Source organism: Candidatus Hydrogenedentota bacterium, assembly GCA_019637335.1.
Lineage (GTDB): Bacteria > Hydrogenedentota > Hydrogenedentia > Hydrogenedentales > JAEUWI01 > JAEUWI01.
In genome coordinates this window covers 377,761-391,698 of sequence record JAHBVV010000001.1, presented here as the reverse complement: position 1 = coordinate 391,698, position 13,938 = coordinate 377,761, and the positions used below count along the sequence as shown (strand labels likewise).

The following is a 13,938-nucleotide window of genomic DNA, read 5'->3' as shown; positions in this document are numbered from 1 at the left end:
AACCGCAAAACTTCTGGAGCCCTCCCATGCGCAACTGCCTGGCACTCGCCGTCCTCCTGACCGCCTTCCACACCCACGCGGCCGAGCCCCTGCCCCTCGAAAACCGCCTCGAACTCTTCGTGGACGGCTACCTCGTCGAGACCCTCGCCAATACACGCCTCGCACTCCAGCCCCCGCAGCCCCGCGAGATCGTCATCGCTTACGACGACGCCTGGGAAGGACGCTACTGCGGCTACGTGACCGTCTTCGAGGACGCCGGAAAATATCGGATGTACTACCGGGGCAATCCGCTCGCCGGAAAGGACGGCTCGGACTGGGAAGTGACCTGCTACGCGGAGAGCGCGGACGGCCTGTCCTTCACGAAGCCCGCCCTCGGCCTGCACGAATACGAAGGCTCCTCGGAAAACAACATCATCATCGCCAATCAGGCCCCCTTCTCCCACAATTTCGCGCCGTTTCGCGATACGCGCCCCGGCGTCCCGGCGGATCAGCAATACAAGGCGGTCGCGGGCACGAGCGAAACCGGGCTGCACGCGTTCTACAGCGCCGACGGAATTCACTGGACGCTGCAGGATCAGCCCATGATCACCGCCGGCGCCTTCGACTCGCAGAACGTCGCCTTCTGGTCGGAAACCGAGCAGCAGTACGTCTGCTATTTCCGCACCTGGCACCAGGGCGGCTTCAAGGGCTTCCGCAGCGTGAGCCGCGCCACCTCCCCCGATTTCGTCACCTGGTCGGAGCCGAAAGAAATGGATTTCGGCCACACCCCCCGCGAACACCTCTACACCAACCAGACCCTCCCCTATTTCCGCGCCCCGCACATCTACCTGGCCGTCGCTGCCCGCTTCATGCCCGGACGCCGCGTGGTCAGCGAACAGGAAGCCGCCGAGTTCGGCGTGGAAGCGCGCTACTCCGGCGACTGCTCCGACAGCGTCCTGCTGACCAGCCGGGGCGGCTACGCCTACGACCGCCAGTTCATGGGCGGCTTCCTGAAGCCCGGCATCGGCTACGAAAACTGGACCTCCCGCACCAACTACCCCGCCTGGGGCATCGTCCCCACCGGCGAACGCGAAATCTCGCTCTACGTCCAGAAAAACTACGGACAGCCCACCGCCGGACTCCAGCGCTATTCCCTCCGGCCCGACGGCTTCGCGGCCGTAGAGGCGCCCTATGAAGGCGGGGAGCTCATCACAAAAACCCTGACCTTCTCAGGGACCTCGCTCTACCTGAACTACGCCACCTCCGCCGCCGGCAGCATCAAGGTCGAGCTCCTCGACGGAGACGGCGTGGTAATTCCCGGCTACGAGGCGGACGCCTGCTTCGAGATCATCGGCAACGAAGTCTCCCGCGCCGTAACCTGGAACGAGAGCAAGGACATCAGCGCGCTCTCCGGAAAGCCCGTGCGCCTGCGCTTCATCATGAAAGACGCCCACCTCTACGCCCTGCAATTCCGCTGATCGTAATACTTTAGCCGTCTGAAGTAAGGCGTTCGCCGATACGAGATGCCCCTTACTTGCACTGGATGTATTCGTCATTCCCGCGAAGGCGGGAATCCAGAGGGTTTGCGAGGTTAACGTTGCATGATCTCTGGATCCCCACTTTCGTGGGGATGACGGTTTTCGATCACCGAAAGCCGCCACGGTTGGGTGCGACGGGGGTGACTACTTCTGACGGCCAAAGAATTGCCGCTAATCAACACACACCGCATTCATCGAGCTCCCAGATCCCGTGCCACGCGATCGCGCAACAGCGCGTTCGTGTGCCTGCTTCGAGAATTCAAAGAGTGCCTCGGGCGCCGTCACCGTCACCGTGCCCGCCAGCAATCTCTTTGCGTTCTCTGCGATACCTCGAAAAGCCCCCAGGCGCCCCTCCCCATCCGTGTCAACAGCCATTTCTCCCATGGTGATGAGTAGGGTTATGCCGCGCTGGCCCTTCGGACCGAAGATGCCTGCCATACGTCATTGACGGCCCGGATTGCCGTCGTTCAATTCAGATCTTCATTCGTGTCCATTCGTGTGAATTCGTGGTTCACTCTCTTCAAGCAGTTTTGAAGCGTGCGCCAATTCATCTGCGTAATTGCGCCTATGCGCTAATAGCACTCCTTCTCCAACTTCTTTTCTTCGTGGCCTTCGTACTACTATCCGTCAACTTCTTGTTTTTTCTGCAAGTTCTTTCGCTCAAAATCCATATAAACGTTTGTTGTAAAAGCATTTACGAAGCGAAAAACCCAGGGAGAATCTCCGGGCCGTTCAGTGTCGTGGTCGAAATTCTTTTCTTGCCCACGGATTACACCGATGACACGGATTGAAGCGACACCCGAACCAGACGAGAAGAAGTAGCCCGCCACCCGATCAACCCCGCTACAATTCCGATGCTGAACAATCCGATCAGGCTGCCTTGGAAAGAGCACGCAGTCGCCTGCACACCCCAACAACCGAAATCATCTTCTATTTTCAATCCGTGTCATCAGTGCAATCCGTGGGCACAATTCTTGATCACCGCCCGCGGCTGCTCCCGATGCATTCGTGTGCATTGGTGTTCATTCGTGGTTAAGAATGCGCTCTCGATCATCGACCCAATCCATCTGCGTAACAGAAATCACCCTATGCGCTCTCTGCGTTCTCTGCGGTTAAAGCTATTCTCTGTTTTTCTTCGTGCCCTTCGTGCCCTTCGTGGTGATCATTTCTTTGGTTGCGGCCAGAGGCTGCCCTGTGTCCATTCGCGTCCATTCGCGATTCAAATCCTCGTCAAGCGCCATCCGGCGCCAGCACCACCTTCATCAAACCCGGCTCCTTGTTGTAGAGGCGTTCGAACCAGGCGGCGCCTTCGGACAGCGGCGCGACGGCGCTCATCAGGGGTTTCACGTCGATGGCGCCGCGCGCGATCATGTCGAGGCAGGCGGGGTATTCGCCCTGGGACGCGCAGACGCCGTTGAGGGTGATTTCGCGCGTAACAGCGGCCTGCAGGGGGAAGTCGATGCGGGGGGACAGGTTGCCGACGAGCGTTATCGACCCGCCCTTGCGCACGCACTGAAAGGCGGCGGACACGGTCGCGCCGATACCGACGCATTCGAGAGCGTGGTCCGCGCCCTGGCCGCCGGTGAGATCGAGCACGCGCGCGGACAACTGCGGGTCGGCGGCGTTGAAAGCGTGGTCCGCGCCGAGCTGTTTCGCGAGGGCCAGCTTGCTGTCCTCCAGATCCACGGCGATGATGACGCCGCATCCGGCCAGCCGGAGCGCCTGGATAACAAGGAGTCCGATCATGCCGGCGCCGAAGACGATCGCCGAATCGTTCAGCGAAATCGACGTGCGGTTGATCGCGTGGAAGGCGATGGACACCGGCTCGACCAGGGCGGCCTGATCGAAGGACAGGTCGCCGGGGAGCCGGTAGAGAATGTGCTGCGGGACCGCGACGTATTCGGCGAAGGCGCCGTGCTGCCGGTAGTCTTCACAGGAGACCCCCAACACGCGGCGGTTGTCGCAGAGGTTGATCTGGCCGCGGCGGCAATAGGCGCAAGTCCCGCAGTAGATCGTGGAGTCGAAGGTGACGCGGTCGCCGGGTTTCCAGGCGGCGACGCCCGACCCAACGGCGGCGATGGTTCCCGCGGCTTCGTGGCCCATGATGATGGGCGGGCGGCGGCGTCCGGTGCTGCCGTCCATGCCGTGGACGTCGCTGCCGCAGATGCCACAGGCCTGCACGGCGATGAGGACTTCGCCCGGACCGGGCGCGGGATCGGGCGCGGTGGCGTAGGCAAAACGGCGGTAGTCTTCGAGGATCAGGGCTTTCATGGTTTTTCTCTCAGGGACGGCAGCCACCTGCCTCAAGCCACCAGCCTAAAAATAGGCTCATCCGGTTGGAGCGTACGGGATTTTTCATAGCCGTTTCTCCGTGTCCCAATTATCCGGAACCGCCAATGTATGCCGGTTTAGGCCTCTGTTGGTGAAATCGTATCGACTGCTCTTTCGGCCCGAAGGGCCAGTGCAGCTCCCAGCCCCGGGCAACGCCCGGGGAATACGGGGACGCCACCTTCCCCGCCCTGAAAGGGCAGCGCAGTGCTATGCCAGTCCAGCGTTTCCGAAGTTAAACTGCGCTGCCCTTTCAGGGCGCACAAGAAACCCACCGCTCAATCCCTGGGCGTTGCCCAGGGCTGAAAACTGCGTTGGCCCTTCGGGCCGAAAGAGTGCATTGGCACCCGGTTCTGCCGCCGAATATACCGTCTGCACTACAGACAAGGTCCAGGGAATCACGTATCCGGTCATAGCGTCGCCGCCCGGAAATGAGAACCGAGCAATCAACTCAAATTTGAGGTCATCGTTACTGATGCACCTTCAAACCGGATGATCCTAAAAATATTCCCGCAACTTAAATACGCACACGAAACTGAACAAGACGAAGGCCAGCGCAAGGCCTGCGGCCAGCACGGGGCTGGGCTTGACCAGCGGCCGGAGATCCTCCGCGAAGAACTTCGGCATTACCTTGTAGAGCACCCAGCCGACGGCGAGGGCCTGGATCGGCGTCAGCAGGAGGCCGTCCAGAACCGCGCCGATCTTTACGAGGAAGACCGGCTTGAGGCCCAACTGGTAGACGATCACCATGTTGGATGCGGCGATGAACAAAAGCGCGAATCGGAACTGGACCTTCCACTCCCAACGGTTCACCGCCGGGAAGAGGATCCGCGCGCAATCGGCCAGGAGCCGCGGCCAGCCGGCGAATTGGCCCATCATCGTGCTCAGCATCCCCGCCAGGCCCGCCAGGACAAACAGATGCGCCCCGGCCCGCCCCCACTGCTCGCTGAAGAGGTGCGAGAGCTGGAGGGCGACCTCGGCGCCATCGGGCGCGAGTTGCTTCGGCCCGAGTACCCCCGCCCCCGCGATCATGAAGGCCATGGTCACCAACGTGCCCACCACCAGCGCCGTGGAAGCATCGAGCGTCACCACGCGGCGCCAGGCGCGGATTCGGCGCACATCGTCCGCGCCCAGGGTCTGGAGCTGTACCGGGTCCAGCGGCTTGCCGTAGCCGCGCCCGTGCGCCATGCCATAGCCCGCGCCGAGGACCCAGTAGGTGTACCAGACCTGGCTGGCGAATCCACCGGCCGCCCAGCCGAGCAGCGGGAGCACTTCGAGCCAGGGCGAGGGGGACCCGCCATCGCCGCTGGCCCAGGCCGGCGTCTCGGGCAGCTCGAAACCGAAGAGCCCGTGGACGATCGCGCTGAAGCCCGGCCACGTGGCCAGCGCCACGGCAACCGTTCCAGCCACAATCATGAGCACCAATACCGACATGAAGCGTTTGAGCGGCTCGAAGCCCCCGCGCCAGACCACCGCGATAACGAGAAGCACCGAGAGCCAGGCGAAGATCTCCTGGCGGACCCAGGGCACGAAGTACGCCGCGAAGGCGCCCGATGCGCTGGCCAGCGCGGCGGTGGAAATCATACTGGCGCAGACCTGCCCGGCGAACACCGGCCAGAGCACCCAGTTGCGCGGGCCGGGCATGCGCCCGAGCATGTCGATCATGCCCTCGCCCGTGGTCACGGTGTAGTGCGCCCCCGCCAGGCCGATCCAAAACTTCGCGAAGATGGCCATGACCGGCACCCAGAGCACCGCCACGCCAAAGATCGCCCCGGAGCGGGTCGAGAGGATAACCTCGCCCGAACCGATATACTCGCCACACCACATCAGCCCCGGCCCCAGCGCCAGCAGGAGCATCCACCCCTTCGGCGCCGCCGCGACGGCGGGCGTCTTGTGTTGTTCGTTTTCCATACTGGCGCTCTCTCCCTGCCCGGGTTGGACCCATGCGCGGGCGCGCCGCGCGAAAAACGTGCTAAGCTTATCGGAAGCTCTGGCAGGTATCCAAATTCCGGCGGGAGGCGGCAACATGACGAAATTCTGGGAGACCGTGGTATCGGCGGTGGCCGTGCGCCTGATCTGTTTCGTGGCGGCGGCGGTCACGCTGCCCGTGCTGACGCTGCTGGCTATCGCGTTCCTCACGGGAGAGCCGCAAATGTTGACATCCGCGGAACAGGTTGCTCCCCCTTACCTGGTGACTGTTCTAAGCCCCTTTCCCGGATCGCCCTACTGGTTGACTGTACTGTCCGCGAGCGCGGTTACGGCTTTCGCGCTTCCCCGCCGCCGCCGCAAGCTCCGGGAAAGGAAGTCGGCGCGGCTGGACGCCATACGGGAAGCCAGCAGGCCCAAGGTGAACGAGATCGAAGCGCGCGCGCCGATTGCAACGGTCCGGCGTGACGACCCATAATACCCGGGAACCACAGGAGACAGCGGGGCAGCGCCCCTGGAAAGGCCAATCCATGAAACATATTTCCCCGGTCAGCAAGACGCCGCAGACGGCGAGCGCGGTTATTCTGGCGTTTCTGCGCACGAAACGGGAGACGATCGAGAATGCGACGAATCTGAAGGATTTTTTCTGAGGCGGTGGTGGGAGAGAGGGAGGCGGGTTATGTGGGGTGGCTGCTCCGAAAACACACAGGCGGGACCCCTGCGCCACATTCCTTTAAAGGTACTCTTAAAAACCAAGGTGAAGCGTGCAAAGAACGTTGCACAGCCGTCCCGGCTGTGCACCGGTCGCGAAGCCGCCGGCTTTTCATCCCTAACGGGTGACGCTACGCGTCATGAACGCCGGCGCCGCCAATTCACTTCCTGGAGACATCAGCGCTCCCGCTGCCAGCGGATCTGAAACACGATCGCCTCCTCATCCACCTCCCTGCCGTCCCGCCCTCCCCGCCCTCCCGCCCTCCCCGCCCTCCCGCCCTCCCCGCCGTCCTTTTGGTCCGTCCCACAGGTCCTTCCCCTACCAGCCGTCCCAGCCCTACCAGCCGTCCCAGCCGTCCCAGCCGTCAACCGTCAACCGTCAACCGTGACTCGTCAACCGTCAACCGTCAACTGTCAACTGTCAACTGTCAACTGTCAACTGTCAACTGCCCCCGCCCCCTCCAGGTGTGCCACGGCCAAGCGGCGCGGCCCCAGCCGCGCGGTAGCTTGACCGTGCCCTAAAGCCTCCAGCCTAAAGCCTAAAGCCTCCAGCCTAAAGCCTAAAGCCTCCAGCCTAAAGCCTAAAGCCTCCAGCCTCCAGCCTAAAGCCTAAAGCCTAAAGCCTAAAAAAGTGCAACGCCCCATCCCTATAAGTAGGTGATTGACGGGGAAACTTCGATCGCGTTTGCCACCTCGTCCCCTTTCAACGTTCAGACGCGGGCTCTGTACTGGCGGATTACCACTGGGCGTATGCCGGCTATTCCGCACCACGATACTGCCAGACACCCCCGCGCGTCGATTGTCTGACCCAAGGTTAAAACCGCCAATCACCCGCACAAGTCCGGCGCCGGACAACTTTCTAAAACCACAACTGCAACCATGGGGACTGGCTCCCGCGACGCCAACCACCCCAGCCGCGAAAGCGCCCCACCCCCCCCAAATCGCGGGTGCCCCAGGGGGACTGGAGCCCGCGACAAAAACCACCCACGCCGCGAAAGTGCCCCAAACCACCCCAGAATCGCGGGTGCCCCAGGGGGACTGGAGCCCGCGACAAAAACCACCCCAGCCGCGAAAGCGCCCCAAACCACCCCAGAATCGCGGGTGCCTGTACCCGCAGAAAAACGCCCCCCGCGCAACACGCACCCGCCCCAGGGACTGCGGCGCCCCATCACCTCAGGTAGCAACAGCCCGCACGCGACCGAAAGCGAGCCCAACCAACCCACAACACCGCCAACCGGCGCGGCTGTCCCGTCGCGCGCCAGGCAACCAACCACCCCAAAATCGCAGACGTCTGTACCCCCGACCCATTACGGATGATAACGGACGGCGGCTTCGCCGCCTGGCAGGCGGGGACGCCCACCACGGCGCGTCTTCGACCTGCGCTCCCAGCCTTTGACGCTTCCTTACCTGGACTGGTGGCAACTTGGTTTGGATAAGGCAGATTTGGAAATACCGGGTCGTGAAATTCACGGAACAGGGTCGCGGTATTCCGAAACCCACAGGCCGCGAAAGGCCAGTGGATCCTGACAATAAAAAGACGGCGTGGCCGCCCCGAGGACATCGGGGCGGCCACGCCGATTTTGTTTTCGTACGGTACTATTCGTCCGACTGGCGGAGCTTCGCCAGCACGTTGAAGTCCTCGAGGGTGGTGGTGTCCTGGGTGGTTTCGTTGCCGGCGGCGACGTCGCGCAGGAGACGGCGCATGATCTTTCCGGACCGGGTCTTCGGGAGGGAGTCGGTGAAACGGATCTGGTCGGGCTTGGCGATGGCCCCGATCTCGTGGGCGACGTGCTCGCGCAGCTTGTTCTTCGCTTCGGGGCTGGGCTCGGCGCCGGGACGGAGGGAGACGAAGGCGCAGATGCCCTGGCCCTTGACGTCGTGGGGGAACCCGACGACGGCGGCCTCGGCGACGAGGTCGCTGGAGACGAGCGCGGACTCGATTTCCATGGTGCCGAGACGGTGGCCGGAGACGTTGATCACGTCGTCGAGGCGGCCGATGATCATGAAGTAGCCGTCCTTGGCGCAGAAGGCCCCATCGCCGGTGAGGTACCAGCCCTGCTTCTCGAACTTCTCGAAGTAAACCTGCTTGAAGCGGGTGTCGTCGCCGTAGAGGGTGCGGAGCATGGAGGGCCAGGGCTCCTTGACGACGAGGAGTCCGCTGTGCCCGGCGTCGACCTCTTCGCCTTCCTCGGAGACGATGGCGGGCTGGATGCCGAAGAAGGGCACGCCGGCGGATCCGGGCTTGGCGGGCATGGCGCCGGGGAGGGTGGTGATCATGATGCCGCCGGTCTCGGTCTGCCACCAGGTGTCGACAATGGGGCAGCGCTCGCGGCCGATGTTCTTGTGGTACCAGATCCAGGCCTCGGGGTTGATGGGCTCGCCGACGGTGCCGAGGAGGCGGAGGCTGCTGAGATCGTACTTCGCGGGGTGTTCGTCGCCCCACTTGGCGAAGGCGCGGATGGCGGTGGGCGCCGTGTAGAAGATGTTGACGCGGTATTTGTCGACGATCTGCCAGAAACGATCCGGGCCGGGGTGGTTCGGCGCGCCTTCATACATGACGGAGGTGGCGCCGTTGGCCAGAATGCCGTAGACGATGTAGCTGTGGCCCGTGACCCAGCCGATGTCGGCGGTGCACCAGTACGTGTCTTCTTCCTTCAGGTCGAAGACGTACTTGGAGGTGAGATAGGTTCCGACCATGTAGCCGCCGGTGGAGTGCAGGATGCCCTTGGGCTTACCCGTGGAGCCGGAGGTGTAGAGGATGTAGAGCGGGTCTTCGGCGTCCATTTCCTCCGCGGGGCAGTCGCTGGAGACCTCGGCCATGACCTCGTGCCACCAGTGGTCGCGCCCGGCCTGCATCTGCACGTCGTTGTTGGTGCGCTTGACGACGAGCACACTCTTGACGGTCGGGCAGTTCGCGAGGGCCTCGTCGACGGCGTCCTTGAGGGCGACGATGCCGCCGCGGCGCCAGCCGCCGTCGGCGGTGATGATGCAGGAGCAGTCGGCGTCGTGGACGCGGTCGCTGATGGCGGTGGCGGAGAAGCCGCCGAAGATGATGGAGTGGATCGCGCCGATGCGGGCGCAGGCGAGCATGGCGATGGCGAGTTCGGGGACCATCGGCATGTAGATGGCCACGCGATCGCCTTTCTTAACGCCGAGCTTCTTGAGGCCATTGGCGGCCTCGCACACGCGCCGGTGGAGCTCCTGGTACGTCAGGATGACCTGGTCGCCGGGTTCGCCCTCCCAGATGATGGCGGCCTTGTTCTTGCGTGCGGTGGTCAGGTGGCGGTCAATGCAGTTGTAGGAAATGTTGGTTTTTCCGCCTTCAAACCACTTGACGAAGGGCATGTTTTCCCTGTTGCAGACGCGATCCCACTTCTTGAACCAGTGCAGGTCGCCGGCGGCGTTGGCCCAGAAGGTTTCCGGGTCTTCGATGGACTGCTTGTAGAGCGCATCGTATTCCGCGCGGTTCTTGACGAGGGCCGCGGATGAAAAGCCCGCGGGGGGCTCGAAAAGGCGGGTTTCTTCCAGGACGTGGTCGATCTGCTGGCTCATACTTCTCCTCCGTGCGCCGCGCGGCGCCGGAAGGGCGGTGCGCGGGCGGTCTCGTTCCGGCCCGGCGCATGATGCATCAATCGGGATGATGTGGAAACGGTGCGCCGGGGTGTTTGCCTGATACTAAGCCGTTTATTGTACACAATTTGCGGGCGGATTCAATGTCGGGAGCGCGGGGGACCAGGGCCTCTTCGCATTTAAACCCGATCCCGGCATTGGGGCGTAAACTTGAGTTGATTTGGAGCCTTGAATCAATGTGCGTGATCGTGATGGAGCGCCGGCATCTCTGCCGCCAAGATCCGGGATTCGCCCGCGGGCGAAACGCCAGCGATCCAACACGCGCCCTTTTCAATATTCCCTGTGGCTCGGATGGCGCTCGGCTCGGGCTGGAAGTTTGGTAATTCTATAGCCGAATGAAGCTGGCTCGATTCCTCGACGATACAATCCCGCGCCGCAACGGAAGTGCGGACGAATGGGAGCGCGGGCGGCCCGCCCGCATCGCGCCGGAGGCGCGAATCTGATCAACGGCGGTGCTCCGGGTCCAGTCTTCCTCCCGATCAAATGTGCTGATATTACGAACGCTCCATGCACCTCCGGTGCACGCGCTTGCGCTCCCAGCCTTGTAAACGCTCGTCGTAGTATCGCGGGATGGCAATTAAGACTTGGCGCTACTTCTAAGACTTGACGCTACTTCGTACGGCCAAAGAATTACCCCAAAACTAATCCGCGCCGCCGGGCGGAGGAGGGATGGCGATGATCACGGGATCGTCCAGGGCGGCGCGCGCGTCCGGATGATTGGTCTCGATGGCGAAGCGGACCGCCTCGCATGCGGGGCTGGCCGGGGCCGCGACCGATCGTTCAGACCATGCCGGGATCGGCTCCCACGCGGCAAGCGCCGCGCCGCCGATGACCCGGCTGGCAGCGTCGATCTGCTGGAGACCGTAGCGGGCCGCGCCGGCGGGATCGCGGAGGCGCGCGGACACGAGGCACAGCGCGCCTTCGGGAATCCGGGCGGGCGCGCTGTAGATCCACGCCGTCCCGTTCACGTCCATGGCCAGGTTGCCATCGGGCTCGCGTGTGACCGCTCCGGCGGGACGGTCGGTGAGCGCGAACCATTCCCGGGCGGTGTCGATCCAGCCGGCGGGGATTTCGTCCGTTTCCCCGGCGTGCTCGATGGCGGCCCAGACGGCGAGGTTCTCCACCGTCCGGACTTCCAGCAGCAATCCGGTCCCTTCGAGTTGCACGGTACACCCGTCCGCATCGCGCGCCACGGACACACCGGTCAGGCGGTCGAGCGCGCCGGAAGAATCGCCCCAGAGCAGCAACATCGGGAAGCGCTCCGGCAGCATGCCGCCGCCGGGCAGCACGTACGCGAGCAAGGCCGGGGTGGCTGCATCCTCGCCGGGGGCAGGCGGGAGTTGCCGCATCCGCCGCACGGCTTCCATCAGCCCGGCGCGCAGTTCCGCCGCCGCCGCGTCGTTTTCCGGGAGCAGGCCCCACGCTTCGGCCAGGGCCACCGCGTGGTGGATATCGTGCGGCGGCGTGGCGCGGAATGCGGCCACGGCGGCTTCGGTCTGGCCGGTTTCGGCGAGCGCCCGTCCCAGGTGGTAGTGCGCGTCCGGAAGACCGGCGTCTGCGGCTTCCTTCAGGGGTTCGACCGCCTCCGCCGGCTTGCCCTGGGCCAGGCGCGCGCGGCCGAGGAAGTACCCGGCCTGCTCGGCGAGCCCGTCGCGCGTCTGGATCGCGGACGCCACGCGCTCGAGAAGCGCCCACGCGCCCCGCGTTTCCGCGGCCCGCGCGAGGTTCACGAGACTGGCCCCGTCCAGGCCCGCAAGTTCGTCCGCGTCCGGCGCGCCGAAGTCGAGCGCGCGGAACCAGTTCCCGGCGGATGCATAGGCCTGGTATAGAAGCGGGTGAAACTCGGCGAATTCGTCCGCGCGCAGGTCCGCATAGGCCCGGGCCAGTTCAAACTGTTGCCTCGCCTCGTCCCAATCGTCCCGCTCGGCGTGGTGGCGCCCCAGGAGGAGCCGGGCCGGCGCGAAGTAATATCGGGCCGTGGTGTACTCGAAGCGGGGCTTGTTGGGGTAGATCTTCGGGCCGAAGGCCTTGTCCAGCTCCGCAAGCGCCGCCTCGTCATCACCGCGCAGGAACAGCAGGCGCGCGTGCACCGTGTAGGGCATCGGCTCGCGGGGCCCCACTTCCGTCGCGCGGCGCGCAATGCGGATCGCCTTCTCCAAGTCGCCTTCATCGAGGGCATTGGTCACGTTGCGCTCGTAGTGCCCGGGGTGCAGGGTCTCCATGCGCAGGCAGGCCGCCATGAACAGGAGAAAGACGGCGGAGGCGCTGCACACGAAGGCCAGGGGGACGCCATAACCCGGGCGCACGCCTTCCGGGCGTGGGGCCAGCATGAACGACAGCCCGAAAAGCAGCCAGAAGGATTGCGCCATCACGGGCCACTGGAAAAAGTTCTCGAAAGTGCTGTGAAAGAGATAGCCCGCGACGCTGGCCGTGATCCCGATGAACAGGGCGTGGCCCGAATCGCTCTGGAAGCGCGTGTTCCGGCCGCGCCAGATGCGTTCCACCCAGACGACAATGATCGCGAGAAAGGTCAGCACGCCGAGCAGCCCGGTCTTTACGAACAGCTGAAGGTAGGCGCTGTGGACCGTCGCCTCCTCCACCTCTGCCGGTTCGGGCGGGGCGTCTTCGCCGGGATCGCTGAACGCGCGCCGTTCGGCGGCCTCCTCGGCTTCCCGGGCGGCCACCTCCTCCATGGTTACCGGCACATACCGCTCGGCGTTCAGGATGGTGTCGATATCGTAGAAACAGCCCCAACCCAGCCCGAGCACGGGGTGCGCGCGCCCGATGTGCGCCGCCGCCGCGTAATATTGGGCGCGCGCCATGAGCGAGACGTCCTGCACGGGATCCGCCAGCGTGTACAGCCGCTGGAGCACCACCGGCCCGAGCAGAAAGGCCAGCACTATACCCGCGCCCGCCGCGGCGAACAGGGTTTTGCCCGAGGGGCGGATGGACACCGCGATGAGCGCCAGGGCCACCGCAAGCCCCAGCCAGGATCCGCGCGTCCGGGTCAGCACAATGGTGACCAGGCAGAGGAGGATGCAGGCCGCCATGATCCATTGAATGGAGCGGCGCTTCGAGGCCAGCAGCACCCCCGCCGCCGGTCCGATGGCGAGCACCATGAGCCCGCCGAGCGGTGTGGGCCCGTAGAAGGACGCGCTGCGCACGGCGCCGTAGAGCCGCAAATCGCTGGACATTTGGGTGGGGGAGACCCCCAGCGGCGCTACCTGCTGCATGATCCCGTGCAGCGCGATCAGCGATCCGCCGAGTGCGAAGCAGAACGCGATGCGGATGGCCTCGTCCCGCCCGGAAACACAGCGCAACACCAGGCCGAACAGCAGCAGAAACTCCACGAACTGGCGAAAATCCTGGAGGGTGCGGACCGCGCCGTTCTGGTGGTGGAACCCCGTGGCGATTGCGATAACCGACGCGGCCACGAACGCCGCGAGCGTGCGGTGGGGCAGGGCCTCGGGCAGGGTGAATCCGTCGCGCAGCAGGCGGACGCCCTCCTTTGCGGCCAGGGCGAGGATCAGCACTTCCGGCAGGTTCAGCGTGACGCCCAGCACCTCCGCCTGCACGACGCAGAACGGGGTGATGGCGAACGCGATGAAGCAAAGCGCCGCGTGGGTGTGGAAGGCCACGAGATACAGGCCAAGCACCAGCAGCGGAAGGCCGCCGGCCTGTGTCCAGGGCAGATCGAGGGCGATCGCCAGCACGGCGGCGAGACCCGCCGCGGCCAGGGTCGCCGCGCCCACCGCCGCGCCGCGCCGGTGCGTGATTCCCGCCATCTGGACGAACTCGGTCAATGCCATCGGAGCCTCGCTAACGA

Annotated in this window: 6 protein-coding genes; 2 read left to right on the top strand and 4 right to left on the bottom strand. The window is 64.4% G+C overall.

All coding sequences use genetic code 11. The features are described 5' to 3' along the window. The first annotated feature begins 26 nt into the window (after window positions 1-26). A complete protein-coding gene (locus tag KF886_01495) occupies window positions 27-1,457 on the top strand; it encodes a hypothetical protein (protein MBX3176011.1) in 1,431 nt (476 codons plus the stop codon). A 1,290-nt stretch (window positions 1,458-2,747) separates the two neighbouring features. On the opposite strand, the gene KF886_01490 is transcribed toward KF886_01495, so the two are convergent. Together KF886_01490 and KF886_01485 are read right to left on the bottom strand one after the other, a co-directional pair. After that, window positions 2,748-3,788, bottom strand: coding sequence for a galactitol-1-phosphate 5-dehydrogenase (locus KF886_01490; protein MBX3176010.1), 1,041 nt, complete (start codon window positions 3,786-3,788; stop codon window positions 2,748-2,750). A gap of 555 nt (window positions 3,789-4,343) precedes the next feature. Further along, on the bottom strand, window positions 4,344-5,756 hold the full coding sequence (locus KF886_01485; protein MBX3176009.1) for an Nramp family divalent metal transporter: 1,413 nt from the start codon (window positions 5,754-5,756) through the stop codon (window positions 4,344-4,346). Between the two features lie 115 nt (window positions 5,757-5,871). On the opposite strand from KF886_01485, the gene KF886_01480 reads away from it, so the two are divergent. After that, window positions 5,872-6,249 carry a hypothetical protein gene (locus tag KF886_01480; protein ID MBX3176008.1) on the top strand — a complete coding sequence of 126 codons (378 nt, stop codon included), beginning with the start codon at window positions 5,872-5,874 and terminating at the stop codon, window positions 6,247-6,249. 1,829 nt (window positions 6,250-8,078) lie between these two features. Here the strand turns inward: KF886_01480 and acs are convergent. Together acs and KF886_01470 are read right to left on the bottom strand one after the other, a co-directional pair. Further along, window positions 8,079-10,034, bottom strand: coding sequence for an acetate--CoA ligase (gene acs, locus KF886_01475; protein MBX3176007.1), 1,956 nt, complete (start codon window positions 10,032-10,034; stop codon window positions 8,079-8,081). A 719-nt stretch (window positions 10,035-10,753) separates the two neighbouring features. Further along, window positions 10,754-13,921, bottom strand: a complete 3,168-nt coding sequence (locus KF886_01470) for an O-antigen ligase family protein (protein ID MBX3176006.1) — start codon at window positions 13,919-13,921, stop codon at window positions 10,754-10,756. Window positions 13,922-13,938: the final 17 nt, after the last annotated feature.